The sequence below is a fragment of the Faecalispora sporosphaeroides DSM 1294 genome (assembly GCA_000383295.1).
Lineage (GTDB): Bacteria > Bacillota > Clostridia > Oscillospirales > Acutalibacteraceae > Faecalispora > Faecalispora sporosphaeroides.
This window is the reverse complement of sequence record KB911066.1, coordinates 680,345-699,405: the sequence shown is the minus strand read 5'-3', so window position 1 is coordinate 699,405 and position 19,061 is coordinate 680,345. Positions and strand designations below refer to the sequence as shown.

General features: G+C 50.7%; 20 protein-coding genes and 1 tRNA gene. 17 read left to right on the top strand and 4 right to left on the bottom strand.

Annotated elements, in window-relative coordinates:
• Nucleotides 1-223 precede the first annotated feature (223 nt).
• The 7 genes from G340_RS0103565 (at nucleotide 224) to G340_RS18360 (ending at nucleotide 6,821) form a co-directional block, all read left to right on the top strand.
• On the top strand, nucleotides 224-835 hold the full coding sequence (locus tag G340_RS0103565; protein WP_020072287.1) for a hypothetical protein: 612 nt from the start codon (nucleotides 224-226) through the stop codon (nucleotides 833-835).
• A complete protein-coding gene (locus G340_RS0103560; protein ID WP_020072286.1) occupies nucleotides 825-1,577 on the top strand; it encodes a helicase HerA domain-containing protein in 753 nt (250 codons plus the stop codon). Before G340_RS0103565 ends, G340_RS0103560 begins: the two co-directional genes overlap by 11 nt.
• Before the next feature lie 118 nt (nucleotides 1,578-1,695).
• The gene (locus G340_RS16320; protein WP_020072285.1) at nucleotides 1,696-2,730 is read left to right on the top strand and encodes a hypothetical protein; all 1,035 of its coding nucleotides are present in this window, start codon (nucleotides 1,696-1,698) and stop codon (nucleotides 2,728-2,730) included.
• A gap of 12 nt (nucleotides 2,731-2,742) precedes the next feature.
• A complete protein-coding gene (locus G340_RS17760) occupies nucleotides 2,743-2,913 on the top strand; it encodes a hypothetical protein (protein WP_020072284.1) in 171 nt (56 codons plus the stop codon).
• A 189-nt stretch (nucleotides 2,914-3,102) separates the two neighbouring features.
• The gene (locus G340_RS0103545; RefSeq protein ID WP_027103849.1) at nucleotides 3,103-4,362 is read left to right on the top strand and encodes a DNA methyltransferase; all 1,260 of its coding nucleotides are present in this window, start codon (nucleotides 3,103-3,105) and stop codon (nucleotides 4,360-4,362) included.
• A 5-nt stretch (nucleotides 4,363-4,367) separates the two neighbouring features.
• Nucleotides 4,368-6,218 carry an ATP-binding protein gene (locus G340_RS17060; RefSeq protein WP_020072282.1) on the top strand — a complete coding sequence of 617 codons (1,851 nt, stop codon included), beginning with the start codon at nucleotides 4,368-4,370 and terminating at the stop codon, nucleotides 6,216-6,218.
• A 21-nt stretch (nucleotides 6,219-6,239) separates the two neighbouring features.
• Nucleotides 6,240-6,821 (top strand): hypothetical protein, encoded by a 582-nt coding sequence (locus tag G340_RS18360; RefSeq protein ID WP_020072281.1) that lies wholly within the window; start codon nucleotides 6,240-6,242, stop codon nucleotides 6,819-6,821.
• Here G340_RS18360 and G340_RS17755 read toward each other — a convergent pair.
• From G340_RS17755 to pyk, 3 genes are all read right to left on the bottom strand, one after another.
• Complete coding sequence (locus G340_RS17755; protein ID WP_020072280.1) at nucleotides 6,814-6,984, bottom strand: hypothetical protein; 171 nt, start codon at nucleotides 6,982-6,984, stop codon at nucleotides 6,814-6,816. The two genes, G340_RS18360 and G340_RS17755, sit on opposite strands and share 8 nt — an antisense overlap.
• Before the next feature lie 480 nt (nucleotides 6,985-7,464).
• Nucleotides 7,465-7,550, bottom strand: a tRNA-Leu gene (locus tag G340_RS0103530).
• Between the two features lie 127 nt (nucleotides 7,551-7,677).
• Complete coding sequence (pyk, locus tag G340_RS0103525) at nucleotides 7,678-9,435, bottom strand: pyruvate kinase (protein ID WP_020072279.1); 1,758 nt, start codon at nucleotides 9,433-9,435, stop codon at nucleotides 7,678-7,680.
• A 268-nt stretch (nucleotides 9,436-9,703) separates the two neighbouring features.
• Here pyk and G340_RS0103520 point away from each other — a divergent pair, with 268 nt between their 5' ends.
• The 10 genes from G340_RS0103520 to G340_RS0103475 all read left to right on the top strand — a co-directional run bounded on the left by G340_RS0103520 (nucleotide 9,704) and on the right by G340_RS0103475 (nucleotide 18,634).
• The gene (locus G340_RS0103520; RefSeq protein ID WP_020072278.1) at nucleotides 9,704-10,504 is read left to right on the top strand and encodes a M15 family metallopeptidase; all 801 of its coding nucleotides are present in this window, start codon (nucleotides 9,704-9,706) and stop codon (nucleotides 10,502-10,504) included.
• A gap of 106 nt (nucleotides 10,505-10,610) precedes the next feature.
• Nucleotides 10,611-10,817: a 50S ribosomal protein L31 gene (rpmE, locus tag G340_RS0103515; protein WP_009059810.1), complete on the top strand. Its 207-nt coding sequence runs from the start codon at nucleotides 10,611-10,613 to the stop codon at nucleotides 10,815-10,817.
• Between the two features lie 102 nt (nucleotides 10,818-10,919).
• Nucleotides 10,920-11,552: an IMPACT family protein gene (locus G340_RS0103510; protein WP_020072277.1), complete on the top strand. Its 633-nt coding sequence runs from the start codon at nucleotides 10,920-10,922 to the stop codon at nucleotides 11,550-11,552.
• Nucleotides 11,553-11,597: 45 nt separating this feature from the next.
• Nucleotides 11,598-12,593 carry a deoxyguanosinetriphosphate triphosphohydrolase gene (locus G340_RS0103505; protein WP_020072276.1) on the top strand — a complete coding sequence of 332 codons (996 nt, stop codon included), beginning with the start codon at nucleotides 11,598-11,600 and terminating at the stop codon, nucleotides 12,591-12,593.
• 25 nt (nucleotides 12,594-12,618) lie between these two features.
• Entirely contained in the window at nucleotides 12,619-14,385 is a 1,767-nt protein-coding gene (gene dnaG, locus G340_RS0103500) for a DNA primase (RefSeq protein ID WP_020072275.1), read from the top strand.
• An 18-nt stretch (nucleotides 14,386-14,403) separates the two neighbouring features.
• Complete coding sequence (rpoD, locus tag G340_RS0103495) at nucleotides 14,404-15,486, top strand: RNA polymerase sigma factor RpoD (RefSeq protein WP_027103848.1); 1,083 nt, start codon at nucleotides 14,404-14,406, stop codon at nucleotides 15,484-15,486.
• A 16-nt stretch (nucleotides 15,487-15,502) separates the two neighbouring features.
• Nucleotides 15,503-15,973 (top strand): RrF2 family transcriptional regulator, encoded by a 471-nt coding sequence (locus tag G340_RS0103490; RefSeq protein WP_020072273.1) that lies wholly within the window; start codon nucleotides 15,503-15,505, stop codon nucleotides 15,971-15,973.
• Nucleotides 15,974-16,605: 632 nt separating this feature from the next.
• On the top strand, nucleotides 16,606-17,406 hold the full coding sequence (locus G340_RS0103485; protein ID WP_020072272.1) for an electron transfer flavoprotein subunit beta/FixA family protein: 801 nt from the start codon (nucleotides 16,606-16,608) through the stop codon (nucleotides 17,404-17,406).
• A gap of 16 nt (nucleotides 17,407-17,422) precedes the next feature.
• Nucleotides 17,423-18,436 carry an electron transfer flavoprotein subunit alpha/FixB family protein gene (locus tag G340_RS0103480; protein ID WP_020072271.1) on the top strand — a complete coding sequence of 338 codons (1,014 nt, stop codon included), beginning with the start codon at nucleotides 17,423-17,425 and terminating at the stop codon, nucleotides 18,434-18,436.
• A gap of 9 nt (nucleotides 18,437-18,445) precedes the next feature.
• The gene (locus G340_RS0103475; protein ID WP_020072270.1) at nucleotides 18,446-18,634 is read left to right on the top strand and encodes a hypothetical protein; all 189 of its coding nucleotides are present in this window, start codon (nucleotides 18,446-18,448) and stop codon (nucleotides 18,632-18,634) included.
• On the opposite strand, the gene G340_RS0103470 is transcribed toward G340_RS0103475, so the two are convergent.
• Nucleotides 18,616-19,047, bottom strand: coding sequence for a hypothetical protein (locus G340_RS0103470; protein ID WP_020072269.1), 432 nt, complete (start codon nucleotides 19,045-19,047; stop codon nucleotides 18,616-18,618). The genes G340_RS0103475 and G340_RS0103470 overlap by 19 nt on opposite strands.
• Nucleotides 19,048-19,061 lie beyond the last annotated feature (14 nt).

Sequence of the window (19,061 nt, the reverse complement as noted above, 5' to 3'; positions counted from 1 at the left end):
GAAGAAAATGTTGTCGGTGAAATGACGGATAAGCTTTTCCTGCGGGACGGCTTTACGCTGCCCACTTGCAAACCGGGTGATATGCTGGACATTACATTTAACCGCAAGGGCAAGCCGGAGACCATCACAGTCATTGGCAAGTAAATTCTAAACCGCACAACTTGTACCGCTTGGGGGAATTTCTCCCGGCGGTGCAACTGGTGCTTGATGTGGAGGAAACAATATGGAATCAAAAAATATCGTTCATCAGACAAAAGTTCTGGCTCAAAGGCGGCGTAATCGTGCCATTCTGCGGCTGCGCCTATGGTCGGGGATAAAAGAATCAGCTACAACGTGGAAAGGCGTTTTCATCCTGCCGCTGTGTGCTGCATTTATCTTTCTTTGGAATGTCCGCGATACGTTAGTACTCTTCCACAGCGATATACCTCTGCTGTCCACCGTCTGGAGCTATATTATCGCGGTTTTAATCCCACTGCTGTTCCTGCTGTTTTTGGTCGGGCTGCTGCTTCTTTTGGGAACGCCGTTCCGGGCAAACACAATTGAAAACAGTCTGTTGCAAATCGGTCTTGCCAACCGCTACGGGTATGCCCCGGCGTTAATTTCATGCAAGCGTATCAAAAATACACAGGTCAGCGTGATGATGTTCTATTCGCTGGGAGTTGGCATAGAAACATGGGAAACACACCGCGCGGAAATACAGGATGCGCTTAACATCCATTTTGTGGAGCCTATCAAGTATGGTGGCAGAAATGGACGAAATCGCAATATCATTGTCATTACTGCCGCACCCGGAGCGGAAACAAGCCGAAAGGATGTGCTGTGTGATGAAATCTGACGCGCCGAAGCTGCTTACACTTGGTTACGATTTGGACGCATGGAACGGTTATGGGGCTAAAATCCCCATAATCACTGATGTTTCCCCAACTGCTAACAGCCATATTCTCATTTGCGGGATGTCCGGTTCGGGAAAATCTTATTTTGAAAACGCCCTGTTTGCAAAGCTTATTATGGCAGAATCGGGCGGGGAATACCATTTTGCGGACTACAAGGGGGATGACAACTTTGCGTATCTGCACAGCTGTTCTCGATATTATTCTTACAAAAGCACATTGCAAGCGTTAGAGGCCGTGTATGCCCGCTTAAATGCTCGGCAGTCGGGAGAGGACGAAAGCAAGCATCCCATTACGCTGATTTGGGATGAATACATGGCAAATGTCTTGTCGCTTGTAAATCAGGATAAAAAAGTGGCGGCGGTGGTGATGAACAAGGTAAGCGAAATATTACTGCTTGGGCGTTCCCTGTCTGTACGCTTGATTACCACCATGCAGCGTCCTGACGCGGTTGCTTTTCCCTCTGGTTCGCGCCTTAACTACGGCGTTGTAATCATTCTCGGCGCGGCTATCAAGAGTATCTATGAAATGCTCTTACCTGATTTCATGGAGCAAGTCAAAGGCCGTATATTTGGAAAGAGTGAAGGTGTTGCGTTACTTCAAGGTTCGCAACTGCATTTTATCAAGGTAGGAACGGTACAAAATTCAGAACGAATGCGGCAGATATGCATAAAGGCATTGTCTTAGAAATGCACGCGCCGCCCGCCGTGCGAAGCGTAAGGCGCGCGGCGCGGGTGTCTGGCTAGTATTACCCAGACACCTTTGTACCACAACTGCGAAAATCAAACAAAGGAAGTGAAAACCTTTGAAAAAAGATACACGACACAGAAAATACTTACTTACAATCAATAATCCCGGCGCTAAATGGTCACATGAAAAAATCTGTGCAGTTCTTGGCAAAATGCAGCTAAAATATTGGTGCATGGCTGACGAACAGGGATTGCAGGAACAGACCCCGCATACGCATGTGTTCTTGGTTGCCAACAGTGCCATTCGCTTTTCCACCGTCAAGGGCTATTTTCCCACCGCCCATCTTGACCCGGCCTGCGGCACTTCCGAAGAAAACCGGGCGTATGTGCAAAAGTCCGGGAAATGGGCAGGGGATGAAAAATCCGATACCAGTATTCCCGGCACATTTGAGGAAGGGGGAGTGCTGCCGACGGAAAATCCCGGTCAGCGTACCGATTGGGATATTGCGTTAGCCATGCTTGAGGACGGTCACAGCGCAATGGATGTTATTCGAGTACAAACCCATTTAATGCGTTACCGCTCCACTTTGGAGCAAATTAGGCAAGAACTGATTGCAGAACAATTCCGCGATACCTTTCGCATACTTGAAACAACCTATATATATGGCACAACAGGACTTGGCAAGACACGCTTTGTCATGGAGAGGTACGGATATGAAAACATATGCCAGATAACCGGCTACCAGCATGGATGCTTTGACAAATACCAGAGCGAAGATGTCATAGTTTTTGACGAATTTTCATCTAGTCTGAAAATTCAGGATATGAACAATTTCCTTGATGGCTACCCGCTGATGCTACCCTGCCGATATGCAAACCGTGTAGCGTGCTATACAAGGGCGTACATCATCAGCAACATTCCATTGGAATACCAATATGCCAATGTGCGTTTAGACACTCCTGCGGTCTGGAACGCCTTTATACGCCGCATTCACAAGGTGGTGCATTTTACTGGCGAAAATCAGTATGACGAAATAACCACAAAGGAATATTTTGCATCGCGCCAAAAGATGTTGGATGGCTGGATAGAAATTGAAAATACTGGCGATTTACCTTTTGATACCGATAAATGCAAAAATCCAAATCAATAGGGGGTGTTCCCAATGTCAAAATCCAAAAATCAGGGAACAACCATCCCTAAGCATGAACTTGAAGCCCTTGCCGAAACGTTCTATCCCGCCATTCGTGAGTTTTTTGAAAGTGAACAGGGGCAAGCGGAGTTTAAGGCGTGGCAGGTGCAGCAAAAAGAAAAAGCAGCGAAAGAACAAAAATAATATGTTTGCAGAATAGCAAATGAGGGATAAGCGTAAAAGACTATGGACGCTGTTTTTCTTAACTACTATTATTAGCGAAAATTCATTGAGAAGCCGCAAGACTTGTGGTAAAATAAATATATGTATGTATTCTGGGGTTAATTTGGCTCTCAGGTACAAATAAGCCCACAGGAAGAAGGATATTTGCATATGATTGATGTCATTGATGCTTTATCAGTTGATTTTGAAAATATTGATATTGATCCATTTTGGAATGTCGGTAGTGAACGCGAGCATCGGAGCCATAGAATACACGCATATCCTGCCAAGTTCCCGGCATTTATTACTCAAAAGGCCATACAATATGCTCAGGTATTAGGCATCAAAATTGATTGTATTGCTGATGTTTTTTGTGGATGCGGAACTGTGGCTTATGAGGCAAAGCGCTCTGGTATCGACTTTTGGGGCTGCGATCTAAATCCAGTCGCGGTTTTAATTGCAAAAGCTAAAAGCGGCAATTACATAGAGTCGGCAATCGATATATATTACCAATCCATATTAGTTCGATTTGATGAACAGCTCCCATTTTATCAGCCTCCTGAAAATATCAATCAACGTATATCATATTGGTTTTTTCCAAATGAAATTCGTGAATTGAGTTTGCTTAAGGAATGCATTATGAAATGCATTCCTTACAACAGTAAGTATCGCTATTACTTCCTATGCGCATTTTCAAATATACTTAAATCAACATCAAAGTGGCTTACAAAATCCATAAAACCCCAAATTGACCCAAATAAAAAGCCGATGCATGTGCGGGATGCCTTTGTTAATCAGTGTATATCAATGAAAGCCGCTCTTATCACGGAAAACGATGTTGTTAAGACCTCAAAAACTGTAATAGAGTGTAGGAATGCATTAAATATTCAGAAGCAAGGCTTTGCAAATCTAATTATATCGAGTCCTCCGTATGTTACTTCCTACGAATACGCTGATTTGCACCAATTATCAAGCCTTTGGCTCGATTATGCCAATGATTACCGGGATTTGCGTAAAAACTCCATTGGCTCATCACATAACAACTACGATGAAAAAAGTGTTGAATCACTTAATCGGTCAGGAAAAGTAATATTCGATAAGCTATCTGGTGTAGACAAATCAAAAGCTCGTAGCGTAGCAAAATACTACTTGGACATGCAAAAGATTACCGGCGTATGCAAGGACGTACTGATTCCTGGCGGGATGATGCTTATGGTAATTGGTAACACAGAGTATAAAGGCGTTCACATTGATAATGTAAGACATTTATGCGAGTCAATGCTCAATAGCGGATTTGCGAAAGTATCCGTTACAAAACGAAAAATATCTGGAAAAATATTGACACCGTATAGAGACGAGAGTGGTCGTTTTTCTGCTAGCTCAGACAAAAGAAAGGTTTACAGCGAAGAATTTATTGTTATTGGGAGGTAAAAAGAGTGGATATTAGTACAGTTGGGACAAAAATAGATGATATCCCGGTTGAAATAAGCTATAAAATTATCCAGCTCTTTTCTGCCGGTTTGTATTCTAGCCCAAACAAAGCATTTGAGGAACTCGTCTGCAACTCTTATGATGCTTTTGCTGACAAAGTATGCGTATACTTACCAAATGACTTATCCGCAGAGGGTACTTTCATCTGGGTGTGTGACAACGGCGAAGGTCTTGACACCAATGAGCTGAAAGATTTGTGGCATATAGGCGAGTCATCAAAACGGCTCAATACGGATAGAGACAAAAAGCGCCTGCAAATTGGACAGTTTGGCATAGGAAAGCTGGCCACATATGTTCTTGCTAGGAAACTTACATACATCTCGAAAAAGACGGGGCGATATATTCTAGCTACCATGGATTATGATAAAATTCATGGTTCCGTCAATAAACTAAACCTTGATGAACGAGAGATTGATGAAACTACAGCCACGCAACTTCTATCCTTCTACACTAATAGCTATAATGGTGGGAAACTAGAATTTGATTTGTTCGGGGAAAAAGCTGTTTCGTCATGGACATTTTCTATTTTAACTGATTTGAGACCAAAAGTACAAGAAATCTCAGAAGGCAGATTGAAATGGATACTTCGTACGGCATTACCGCTTAATCCCCAATTCAACCTATTTTACAATGGACAACGGGTTGAATCGTCAAAAATTGATGTCCCAATTTTAAAAGAATGGATTGTCGGTAAAGATGATAAAACAGCCGAGACGTTTAAGGGTACCGTTTGTAGTGAACACAATGGAGAGTATACCATTGATTTTGAAAATCTAAAGGGTGTCTCAGGCAAGTTCATTTTGTATAAGGATTCTCTGGTAAGCGGAAAATCATCAGGATTAGGGCGAAGCCACGGAATATTTCTGAATATCCGAGGACGGCTAATTAATCTTGACGATCCATTACTTGGGATGGAAGCTTTTTCTCACGGTGCGTTTAATAGAACTAGAATCATAATAGATGCTGATGAGTTAGACAACAATTTGACATCCACTCGCGAAGCAGTCAAAGAATCTTTACCATATAAGCAGCTTAAGGATTATATAAAAAGAAAATTTAATAGTGAAGTCCGCACCTATTATTTTGATGAAGAAAATCGGGAAGCAGACAAAAGGACTATCTCATATCGCCTATCACAAACTTCATATACGACTTCTAAGAGACCCATATATAATTTTGCGAAACGTTATTTTGCTGGCGAAATAGTCAATCCCTTTTTAATTGAAAGGCCTAGTGATTCAAAAAGGCAGACCATTCTGGATGCATATGAAAAGGATATTGATACTGGGAGTCAAGTTATTGAAACAGTCGAGTGGGCTTCGCTTTCAACTGGAGCACCCATTGCTAAACTGAATCTTGAGAAGAGACTTTTAACAATTAATTCGTCGCATCCTTATATCGCAAACTACGCAGATGCCTATCAAAACACACTTCCTCTTCAAAGCATTGCTATCACGGAGGTCCTAACAGAGGCACACTTATATGAATTGGGTATTGAAGAAACTCAAATTAATGAAGTTATGCGAAAGCGCGACACTACCCTGCGTGAATTAGCACTGTCCGACCGAGAAGGAATTCCCGCTGTTGCGCTTTTCTTAAAGGAGGCCATAGCCAACCCCACTGCATTAGAAGATGCGGTATACCGCGTATTATTGGCGCTTGGTTTTGAAACAATCAAAATTGGAGGAAATGGTAAGCCAGATGGCAAAGCAGATGCAAGGCTTGGGTACAATGCAAGTGGGCAATTGTTAAGTTATTCACTTACATACGACGCAAAAAGTACCGCTAAAGATTAAATTGCAGCAGGAACAGCCCATTTGTCAGGTCTAAAACGTCACCAAGCAGACTATAACGCAAACTATGCTTTAGAAGTCGCAATCGGTTATCAGGGAGAAGATGATGCTAATAGTGCTATCTCAAAAGAGGCCGTTCAGCAAAAGGTAACTATTATTCGGGCAAAAGATTTGATTAGGCTTCTTTTCCTTGCGACTCCAAAGCAGCTTGGATTAAATAAGCTCAGAAACCTGTTTGATACCTGCTATGCGCCAATGGATGTAAAAAAATGGATTGATGATCTTCAGGGCGAAACTGTTGAAAACCCACCATATTATGAAATCATCGATCTGATTTACAAACTTCAATCAACAGATAATGAGCCGCCTAATATCAGTGTTATTCGTCATGAATTAAACTCACAGTTAAACAAATCTTTTTCTACCGCAGAAATCACAAGCTTTGTCCAAATTTTAAGCGCACTGGTACCTGGTTCGGTATCTATCGAGGGAACAAATGTAGGTGTTCAGAATAAGCCAGATACGATAAAGAGTAGAATTGCTCATCTAATTAATACAGACATTCCTGCGGAAGCGAAAGCTCTTTATAGTGACATTTTTAAGTGAGATTTGCGTTATCACTTTTTTGTGACAAACCTAGCATTTCGATTAACAATATTGCTTTTTGAGCATCTTTGAGAGCGATAATATCATCAGAGCTCAGTCCGTGTTGTTGGTGTTTTTGCAAAATTTCATTAATTTTACTATAAGCACTTGCCAAACGATTCATGCGTTCACCCCTTTTTTATCATCTCCCATTTATCTGAATCTTATGTGTCGCACATTAACAGTATGCAGAAGCGATTTCATCGCTCCTGTTCACGTTATCGTTTTTTTCTGCCATTGTTCCAACAACTTCAAGCGGCAAGACTTGTAACGTCATCAATTACCGCCATTGCAACAAGAAATGTAAACAGTCGGGGGATCGGCCAAGAAGCAGGGAACAACCATCCCTGAGCACGAACTGGGAGCCCTCGCCGCAACGCTTTATCCTGCCATTCGGGAATTTTTTTAAAGTGAGCAGGGGCAAGCGGAGTTTATGGCATGGCAGAAACAGCAAAAAGAAAAAGCAGCGGAAAAGCAAGGTTGATTGTCCGCAAAACAGCAAATGAGGGATAACCTAACGGCTATCCCTCATTTCGTTTTAGTTCAATAAAATCACAAACCCGAACGCTTCACCGATAAAGTGAATGTTCGGGTTATGTGCGTTTGGTGCCGGTGGTGGGACTTGAACCCACACGGTATCACTACCAACGGATTTTGAGTCCGCCCCGTCTGCCATTCCAGCACACCGGCAAGAACAACGTGGCTTATTATAAACTATTTTGGATGAAAAATCAAGCGCTTGTCCAAAAAATGTTTTGTGAGGGGCCGCCGTTCTTTTGGAACGGCGGCCCCTCACTGAAAAAACCGGTATCGATTTTTACTTTTCCTGCTTGTGAATGCCGCTGTACACAATTCCGCGCATGGCGTCCACCGTTACGGTGGTTCCGCTTTTCAGCAGCTGCGTGGCGTTTTCCGCATTGACGATCACCGGCTTATTCAGGGCCATCCCGGCGATCGCCGCGTGGGAGTTGAGCCCATCCTGCTCGGTGACGATCGCGGCGCTCAGGCGGATCAGCTCCATCAGCTTGTTTGTCGTGTGTGGCAGCACCAGAACATCGCCGGGCTTAAAGCGCTGCCAGGCTTCTTCCTCCGTCTGGCAGACGCACAGGTTGCCGCAGGCATAGCTTTGGTTGACCCCGCGCCCCGAAACGAGAATGTCTCCCACCATCTGCACCTTCAGCAGGTTGGTGGTACCGGAAAAGCCCACGGGCACGCCGGCCGTGATGACGACCACGTCGCCGTCCTTCACCAGACCGCGGTCTCTCGAAACCTTTACCACGTGGTCGAACAGCTTGTCGGTGTTCACCTGCTCCTCCACCATAATCGGGATCACACCCCAGGAAAGGTTCATCTGGCGGCGCACCGTTTCGCTGGTGGTGCCCGAAATAATCGGGCAGGCCGGGCGGTATTTTGAAACCATCCGGGCGGTTCTGCCGGATTTCGATACCGTGATGATCGCCACAGCGCCCAGATCGTGCGCCGTGGTACAGGTGGCGTGAGAAATCGCGGAGGTAACGTTCGGCGATTCCCTGCCGACCAGCTGGGAAAAGCGGGATTTGTAGTTGATATCGCGCTCCGTGCGCTCGGCGATGGTGGACATCGTTTTCAGAGACTCAATGGGGTACTTGCCGGCAGCCGTTTCGCCCGAAAGCATAATCGCGCTGGTGCCGTCGTAAATGGCGTTTGCCACGTCGGTGGCCTCCGCGCGGGTGGGGCGGGGGTTCTTCATCATCGAATCCAGCATTTGGGTGGCGGTGATGACCTGCATGCCGCCGTTGTAGCCCTTCTTGATCAGGCGCTTCTGCACCACGGGGATCTCCTCAAGCGGGATCTCGACGCCCAGATCGCCGCGGGCGATCATAATGCCGTCGGCCACGCGGATGATCTCGTCGATATTGTCCACGCCCTCGCGGTTTTCAATTTTGGCGATGATGCGCATGCTGTGACAGTTCAGCTTTTCCAGCTCGCTGCGCAGCTCAAGGATGTCGCGGGCGCTGCGCGTGAAAGAGGAGGCAATAAAATCGAAATCCTCCTGCACGGCAAAGGCGATGTCGCTTTGATCCCGCTCGCTGATGAACGGCAGGGAAAGCTGTACGCCGGGCACGTTCACACCCTTGTTCGCGGAAAGGGTGCCGCCGTTTAATACGGTGCAGAGAACATCGGTATCGGTACAGGCTTCCACTCTCAGCTCAATCAGTCCGTCGTCGATCAGAATGTGAGAACCATGGTCTACGTCCTTCGGCAGATTGGCAAAGGTGACGCTGACGATTTCCTCTGTTCCGTCAACCTCTCTTGTGGTCAAAGTAAATTTCTGGCCCTGCTTCAGCGTGACCTGCGGGGTTGAAAAGGCTCTGATGCGCACTTCGGGGCCTTTTGTATCGAGCAGCAGCGCGATGGGAAGATCCAGCTCCTCACGCAGCTTTTTCACCATATCGGAGCGAACCTTCTGCTCTGCGTGGGATTGGTGGGAAAAGTTCAGACGGGCCACATCCATGCCGGACAGCATCAACTGACGAAGCACAGCTTCTTTATCGGTTGAAGGGCCAAGCGTACAGATGATTTTCGTTTTTCTCACAAGTAATTCCTCCATTCGAACGGGCGGATTTTATGGTTGGGCGCACGGCGCAAATCCTGATTTTCTTCACGCTAATACTACATCATATTTCGTGAAAAATCAAACAAATATTAATGGGGGAAAAGAAAATAGGTACCTTTTCCGGATTACAAACAGATATTGAAAAATTTTACGATAACATATACAATAAGTAAAGAAGAAAGAAATGAGAAAATGAAACGGCAATCGGCCGCAGGGACGCGGTGCCGTAAGGAGAGGAGTGCGCAGCGTGAGGCTGTGGAAAAGGGACGACCGGCTCGGCCGCCGCGGGGAAAGAGTGCTGAAAAGCCAGCCCGGCTGGCGCGGGGTAAATCAGGTAAGGCGGCTGCGGATTCTGATGACGGTGATTGCGGTGATCATTCTGATTTCGGTAACGGCGGGTCTGCTGCTGGTTTGGTTCCAGCTGCACCCGTCTTTGGAGAAGGAACTGTTCACGTCCTCGGCGCCGGAATATTCCGAGCCGGTGCAGTCGTCGGCCGGCAGTGCGCCGGATCTTCTGGTGCTGGTTGGCAGCGGCCGGGGACTGATGGAGGGCGTTGTGCCGGATTTGACGGAGTTGGACGGAGTTCAGGTGGACAAGCGCCTGGCCGCGGCGTACGAAGAGATGGAGAAAGCCGCAGCGGATGACGGCGTTGCGCTGAAGATCACGCGGGGCTATGTTACGGCGGAGCAGCAGGAGGAGCTGTACAAGCAGAAGGTGCGGGAGCTGGTGGCGGCGGGCTACACACAGGTGCGCGCCGAGGATGCGGCACAGTCTCTGGTGGAGCGCGGCGGCTACAGTGAATACCAGACCGGCCTTGCGGTGGATTTTGAGTTGACCGGCGGGCAGCAGTCGCAATGGCTTTTGGTCAACGGCCCGCAGTACGGCTTTGTTCTGCGGTATCCGGAGAACAAAGAGAGCGTCACTCAAAAGAATGCGGAGCCGCGGCACTTTCGCTACGTGGGGCAGGAAAACGCCCTGCGGATGCGCCAAATGGGCTTTTGTCTGGAGGAATATGTCTCTTATCTTTCCAAGCAATCGAAAAAATAAAGATTTTGCTGGAAATACCACTTGATTTTTTGATTGCATTGTGTTAAAATTCCTTTGTTATACTTATATTAAATAAGTTGTACTTTCGTTGAAAGAGGTGACAGGAATGAAGGAAGCAATCCATCCGAAGTACCAGAAGACGACCATTAAATGCGCTTGCGGAAATGAGATCGAGACACGGTCCACCAAAGATAACATCCGCGTTGAAATATGCTCCAAGTGCCATCCGTTCTTCACCGGCAAGCAGAAGCTGATTGATACTAGCGGTCGCGTGGACACATTTAAAAAGCGTTACGGTCTTCAGGGCAAATAATCATCCTGAAGCATCTGCGGAAGTTTTAGCTGGAATTATGGGGGGCGGCGCGATGCGCCGCCCGTCTTTTTATCCTTACTGTGAAAAGGGCGGGGCGGGCTTATGACAGAATACAAAACCATCAGTCAAAATGCCTGTGCGGAATTTACGGAGCGTCGTTCCCGGTTTATCGGCTATGCAAGGCCGGTTTCCACCGAGGAGGACGCGATTTCTTTCCTGAACGAAATCCGCCAGAGACACTGGGACGCTGCCCATAACGTGTATGCCTATTCGCTGCGCGGCGGCCAGCTGCGCCGGTACTCCGACGACGGCGAGCCGCAGGGCACGGCAGGAATGCCGGTGCTGGAGGTTCTGCAAAAGTCCGGCATTGTCGACGCGGCCATTGTGGTGACCCGTTATTTTGGCGGCGTACTGCTGGGGGCAGGCGGCCTTGTGCGCGCGTATTCCCACGCGGCCTCGCTTGGCATTCAGGCGGCAAGGCCCATCGTCATGCGCCTTTGCCTGCTGCTCCGGCTTTCGTGCGATTACTCGCAGTACGGGATCCTGGCGGCGCTGATTCCGGAGTGCGGCGGTGTGGTGGATGCTTCGGATTTTACCGAGATCGTCACGCTGCGCTTTCACATGGCGCAGGACGACGTACCCCTGTTTTGCAAACGGTTGGCGGATGCGACCGGCGGAACGGTGGAGGCGGAGCGGACGGGAGAAAAATATTTTGAGTGGAAGCAGGAGTTTTAGGCCCTCTTTGCGTATATCCTTATGAGAGGATTGCGGGTGATAATTATGACCGTAAGAGAGAGAACCGAGCTGCTGGAAGAGCAAATTTTGTCGCCTTATGCGACATTGTCGAAAAAAACGCGGGGCCGCGACCGGCCCGAAGAGGAATGCGAGATGCGCACACCGTTTCAGCGTGACCGCGACCGCATTATCCACTGCAAGGCGTTCCGCCGGTTAAAGCACAAAACGCAGGTGTTTTTGTCGCCCGAAGGCGACCATTACCGCACCCGGCTGACCCACACGCTCGAGGTTGCGCAAATTGCGCGGACCATCGCGCGCGGCCTGCTGCTCAATGAAGATCTGACCGAGGCGATCTCGCTTGGGCACGATCTGGGACATACCCCGTTCGGCCACGCGGGCGAGCGGGTGCTCAATGAGCTGTGCGAGCACGGCTTTCGGCATAACGAGCAGAGCGTGCGCGTGGTGGAGAAGCTCGAGAACGAGGGCCGGGGCCTGAACCTGACCCACGAGGTGCGCGACGGGATTCTGTGCCACACCAGCGGCACTCAGGCGCAAACGCCGGAGGGGCGCATTGTCCGCCTGGCGGACAAGATCGCTTACATCAATCACGATATTGACGACGCAGTGCGCGCGGGCGTTTTGTCCGAGCGGGATATCCCCGGGCACATTACAAGTGTGCTCGGCACCCGAAGATCAGTGCGTATCGATACGCTCGTCAAATCCGTGATCCGCGCGAGCGGCGGGGCGGAGATCCGCATGGAGGAGCACATTTTCCCGCTGTTTTTGGAGCTGCGCCAGTTTATGTTTCAAAAGGTCTATTTGAATCCTTATGCCAAAAAGGAGGAGGAAAAGGTTCCGTTCCTGATCAAAACGCTGTTTGAGTACGCGAAGAATCCCGCGCATCTGCCGCCGGATCTGCGCGAAATAGCGGAGCGGGAGGGAACCGAACGGGCCGCCGCGGATTTTATTGCCGGTATGACCGACCGGTATGCCGTGGTGCTGTTTCAGGACATCAGCATCCCAAAATCCTGGGATCATTGAGCACCGGAGATAGGAGGGGGATCCGTTGGCGCTGCCGGACGATTTTTTACAGGAGCTGAAAAGCCGCAGTGATATTGCCGACGTGGTTTCATCCTACGTGAATCTGCGGCACAGCGGCAGAACCCTTTCCGGGCTCTGTCCGTTTCACAGCGAAAAGACGCCGTCGTTTCATGTGTACCCCGAAAACGGTTCGTTTTACTGTTTTGGGTGCGGCGCGGGCGGCGATGTCATCACGTTTATCCGCCGGATTGAAAATCTGGATTATATGGAGGCCGTTCGGCATTTGGCGCAGCGGGCCGGAATTTCCGTGCCGGAAAGCGATGCGGATCAGGGCCTTGCCAGAGTCAGGGGACGCATTCTCGAAATCAACCGCGAAACCGCGCGGTTTTACCACACGCAGCTGATGAGCGCGCAGGGCACGCCGGGGCGGGAGTACCTGCTGGGCCGCGGTTTGACCCCGCAGACCATCCGTCATTTCGGGCTCGGCTACGCGCCCGATTCGCGCTTTTCGCTGGTCAATTTCCTCAGCGGCAAGGGCTACACGCCCGAGGAGCTGCTGCAGGCAAATGTTGCGGTTCGGGCCTCTACCGGTCGGGTGATGGATCGTTTCTTCGCCCGCGTGATGTACCCGATCATCGATCTGCGCGGGAATGTGATCGCGTTTGGCGGGCGCACGCTGGGGGACAACAAGCCGAAATACCTCAACACGTCCGATACGCTCGTTTTCCATAAAAGCACGGGGCTGTTCGCGATGAACTTCGCGAAGAACAACGCGAAGGACGGCCTGATTCTGGCCGAGGGCTACATGGATGTGATCGCGCTGCATCAGGCGGGGTTTACGAATGCCATCGCCACGCTCGGCACGGCGCTCACAACGGAGCAGGCGCGGCTTTTGGCGCGCTACACGGGCGAGGTTTTTCTGTGCTACGATTCGGACGAAGCCGGGCAGAAGGCCAGCTCCCGCGCGATTCCGCTGCTGCGGGAGGCGGGGCTTACGGTGCGGGTGCTCAGCCTGAGCGCGGGGAAAGACCCGGACGAATTCATGCGCTCCTACGGCGAGCAGGGGCCGGCGCGCTTCCGCCAGCTGATGGAAAGCAGCGGAAACGACGTGGAGTACCGCCTGCAAAAGCTGCGGGCCGGGCACAACCTGCAAACGGCTGACGGAAAGGTTGCGTACCTCACCGGCGCGGCGGAGCTTCTCGCTACGCTCGACAGCCGCATGGAGCAGGAAATTTACGCGGGCCGCCTGGCGGAAGAGATCGGGATCGAGCGATCCTCGATTTTGATGCAGGTGGATAAAAACAGGAAAAAGCGGCGAAAGGATCAGCAGCGGCGGGAGTTCCGGGCGTTTCAGCAGCAGACGGCGGGAATCCGCGACACCGTGAATCCGGAAAAAAGCCGGCATTTGCGCGCGGCCAATGCGGAGGAAGCGCTCATCGTCTACCTGATGCAGCATCCGGACGCGGCAAAGGCGCTGGAAGCGGCTCTGCCGCCCGAAAATTTCGTCACTGCATTCAATCGTCGATTATATACGGTCATTCTGGGGAAGATTAAGGATGGCAAGGCATGCGGCCTTACAGACCTTGCGGGGGAATTCTCTGTGGAAGAGATTTCTTCCGTTGCGAAAATGCTGGCAGATTACCATCAGGTCAATGTGACTGCTCAGGACGCAAAGGAGTACCGGAATGTGATTTTACAGGAAAATGCAAAGCTGGAGCCGCAGGACGCAGCCGCCGCGGCCCCGCAGGACATTCGGGACTATCTGCAAAGACTAAGGGAGCAGAAAAAATAGGGGGAACTACCAATGGAAATGCCTGATAAGAAGACAGTCATCAGAGATCTGATCGAACTGGGGAAAAGCAAAGGACAGCTTTCGACGAAAGAAATTCTGGACGCTCTCGGCGAGCTGGATTTTGAGCCGGAGCAGATTGAAAAGTTTTATGATACACTCGAGAGCCAGGGCGTTGAGATCATAGAGGATTTTGCCAATATCCCGCTCGAGGGGCTCGACATTCCCGCCGGTGAAGGCGAGGATGTGGAGGCGGCCCTGACCACTGAAGGAATTGCCATTGACGACCCCGTTAAGGTATACCTCAAAGAGATTGGCCGTGTTCCGCTGCTTACCCCCGAAGAGGAGATCGATCTGGCCATCCGCATTTCAAACGGAGACGAAGCCGCAAAGAAGCGCCTTTCCGAGGCGAACCTCCGTCTGGTCGTCAGCATAGCCAAGCGCTACCTTGGCCGCGGAATGCAGTTTCTCGACCTGATTCAGGAGGGGAACCTCGGCCTGATTAAGGCGGTGGAAAAGTTCGACTACACCAAGGGCTTTAAATTTTCTACCTATGCCACGTGGTGGATTCGCCAGGCCATTACCCGGGCAATCGCCGACCAGGCAAGAACCATCCGCATCCCCGTGCACATGGTGGAAACGATCAATAAAGTAAAGAAGGTATCGAGCCAGCTTCTGCACACGAACGGCCACGAGCCGACGGCGGACGAGGTGTCTCTGGAGCTGGATATGCCGGTCGATAAGGTTCGCGAGATCATGCGGGTTGCGCAGGAGCCGGTTTCGCTCGAAACCCCGATCGGCGAGGAGGAGGACAGCCACCTCGGCGACTTTATCCCCGACGACGAAGCGCCCGCCCCGGCGGATGCCGCCTCCCACACGCTGCTGCGCGAGCAGCTTGGCGAGGTGCTCGACACCCTCACCCCCAGGGAAGAAAAGGTGCTTCGCCTGCGTTTTGGCCTGGAGGATGGCCGTTCCCGCACACTGGAGGAAGTGGGCAAGGAGTTCAACGTTACCCGCGAACGCATTCGCCAGATTGAGGCAAAGGCGCTGCGCAAGCTCCGTCACCCCAGCCGCAGCAAAAAGCTGAAGGACTTCCTGGATTAATGGAAGGAGCCTCGTCATGCACATGACATTAGAAACGGACTATGCGGTCAGAATTGTGGATTTTCTGGCGGCATCCAATCAAAAGGCAGATGCGCGCAGCATTTCTGAGGGAACCTGTGTTCCGCCGCGGTTTGCGCTCAAGATTCTGCGCAAGCTGGTTTCCGACGGAATTGTGCAGTCCTACAAAGGGGCGCACGGCGGCTATACATTGGCCCGCCCCGGCAGCCGAATCACCCTGCGCGAGGTGATTGAATCGGTGGAAGGCCCGTACATGATCAGCCGGTGCCAGCAGGATGAATATGCCTGTACGCATCAGGCTTGCCGGTATCACCGCATCTATGCCGAAATTTCGGAATCGGTGCGCAGGCAGCTGGATTCCTACACCTTTTCTCAGGTGGAGCCGTGCGGAGCGGTCTGCCGTTCCGTGAAGGAACAAGAGAAAGGGGAAGCGGAGGGCTGCCCCGGAGTGGATAAGCAATTGCCCTGAGACAGACGGGAAAAATAAAATGATTATGGCTTCGTTTTACCGGCGCTGCCATATAGAAAAGGGAAAGGAACTGTTGGATACAGTTCCTTTCCCTTTTTCTGTAGAACAACCACCGGCTGTGCCGGCGAATCGGAAAAGTGTCTGGTTGGTAGAAATCTGAAAAAAACGCTCACAAAAGCTTTTTAATACCCTGTTCAACGTGTGTTGTAATCTGTATTGAAAAGCAGAACCGGCGAAAACAGAAGGAAAGATAAAATCAAACAGCCTATAAAGCAAATGGAATTCTCTTGAAAAATCAGGCCGTATCAGGCGCTGCAATGGCCGGGGGCGGCTGTTGGTTATACCAGTGCGTGAAAAGCATCAGTTACATCAGCGGTTTGTGCTTCTAAATTGCCATAAGAAAATTACTCAAATGAAATATTGTTATTTATTTATAGAAGTTTGACAATAAAACAACGATTATTGACAGATCTTTGTATTATAGTTAATATAAATATTGGTAGCACCAATATGCACGGTCAGCAATCTTGCGGCCGCTTATTTGCGGTGCTCCGCAGAAAAACACGGCGCTCCGGCAGCGGAGCCTTGGCCCCCGGCACAAAGGGGAGTTATGTGGGAAAAGGAGAGCGAAAATGAATCTGTTAGTGTGTGTCAAGCAAGTGCCCGATACGGCGGAAATTCGCATCGACCCGAAAACAAATACGCTGATCCGCTCGGGCGTACCCAGCATCGTCAATCCGTTCGACTCTTACGCAATGGAAATGGCGGCCCGGCTGAAGGATGCGGTGCCGGGCAGCAGAATCGTCGTGCTGTCTATGGGGCCGGAGCAGGCCAAGGCGGCGCTCAAGCAATGTCTGGCAGTGGGGGCGGACAAAGCGTATCTGATCAGCGACCGCGCGTTCGGCGGCTCCGATACGCTGGCAACCAGCTATATTCTCTCGCGCGCCATCGTCCGGGTGGAGGAGCTGGAGGGCAAATTCGATTTGATTTTCTGCGGCAAGCAGGCGATCGACGGCGATACGGCCCAGGTGGGCCCCGAGATTGCGGAGCACCTGGACTACCCGCAGGTAACCTGTGCGGTTGGGCTTTCCGTTGAGGGCGACACCGCGAAAGTCAAGCGCGAGGCGGAAGATGATTTTGAGCTGCTGGGGGTTAAAATGCCGTGTGTGATTACGGTGACAAAGCTGCCCTATGAGCCGCGGTACCCCACCGTCCGAACCAAACTGGCCGCGAATAAGGCCGAGATTCCCACTCTCACCTCCGCGGATCTGACGATCGACCTCAGCCGCGTGGGGCTGAAGGGTTCGCCGACAAAAGTGAAAAAGACCTATACGGCGCCGCAGAAGTCCGGTGGGGTCAGAATTCAGGAAGAAAGCGGGACAGATGCCGGCAAAAAGCTGTTTGAGTCGCTCTGCGAAACCTGTGCGATATAAGAGGGAGGGAAAAACAATGGAAGCAAAGACAAAGGATTTGTGGGTATTGGTCGAAACCGACCAGAACGGCGGAGCGAAAAATGTCGGGCTGGAGCTGCTGAATCCGGGCCGCCGCCTGGCGGAGGGACAGCAGGGGAAACTGGTGGCCGTTGTAATCGGCTCCCGGGTGGATGAGGCGGTTAAGGCCGCACAGGCGCACGGGGCAGATCAAATCATTGTGGTGGACGGCCCTGAATTTGCCCGGTACACAACCGACGCGTATACCGACACGCTGTATGCGCTGGTGGAAAAATATGGCCCTACCACGCTGCTGATCGGAGCGACCGGCAACGGGCGCGACTTGGCCCCCCGTTTGTCCTGCCGCCTGAAAACGGGCCTTACGGCAGACTGCACCGGACTGGATATCGATGAGCAAAGCGGCAATGTGGCGTGGACCCGCCCGGCCTTTGGCGGAAACCTGATGGCCACCATTTTGTGCCCCGACCACCGCCCGCAGATCGGCACGGTGCGCCCCGGTGTTTTTAAGAAGAAGGAGCCTGACGGCAGCCGCTCCGCGGAGGTGATCAGAGAAGAGATTCACATTCCGGAGGAACGCCTGCGCACCAGGGTGCTGGACGTGATCAGCGAACTGAGCAAAGAGCTGGTCGATTTGGAGGGAGCAGAGATCATTGTTTCCGGTGGGCGCGGCGTAGGCGGTCCCGAGGGATTCCGCACGATTCGGGAGCTGGCGGACGCGCTTGGCGCGACGGTCGGCGCATCCCGCGCGGCGGTGGATTCCGGCTGGATTTCACGCTCTCATCAGGTAGGGCAAAGCGGGAAGACCGTAGGCCCAAAGCTTTACATTGCGGCCGGTATTTCAGGTGCGATTCAGCATCTGGTGGGTATGAACAGCTCCGACGTGGTGGTCGCCGTCAATAAAGACCCTGACGCCCCCATTTTTGGAGTGGCCGATTACGGCGTGGTGGGCGACCTGTTTCAGGTGCTGCCGGCGCTGACCGAGTCTGTGAAAAAGAGAAAGGGGCTTTCATAAGCCACAATATTGGCTTTTCATTTCCCATTTTACAGCAAAATTGAAATCTGGCCGGTTTTTGAATTACTTATAGAATATATTATTCTAAAATATACAATTAGTATTGATGTTTTGAAAGATTTGGGAGAAAAATGCGGAGCCGCGATTGCCGCTGGTGAGAAGCTTGCGGCAATCAAAAATCATTTCTCCACAATGTAGCTCATATCACCCAAATGGGATATCTCGATAATGCATTCTTTGACAGACCCTTTTGCTGAAAGGTATCCGCTGAATTTTGACATATTGTAGCCATAGGTTTCCTCCATGATGTCGAACCCGGCGTTGTGAAACTGATCGATGAATTCGTGCAGCCCCATTTTTTCACCGGTAAAGCTGCCGCAGTTCCCGCATGGAACCTCCTGATATTCCAGCAGGTACACATAGCTGGAATCCCAATCTATTTTCTCAAGCTCAATATAGCCGGTTACCTGTTCAAAGGGCTCGATGGTTTCTATGAATCCGCTCTGCAGCTGCATTTGAAGGATGTCGTTTGTCACCTGAAAGCCAATCACTTTCCCATCGTGCAAGCTGTAGGGCAGATTGATCTGATTCCTACGAATGACTCGGTTCATGAGATCGCCTCTAT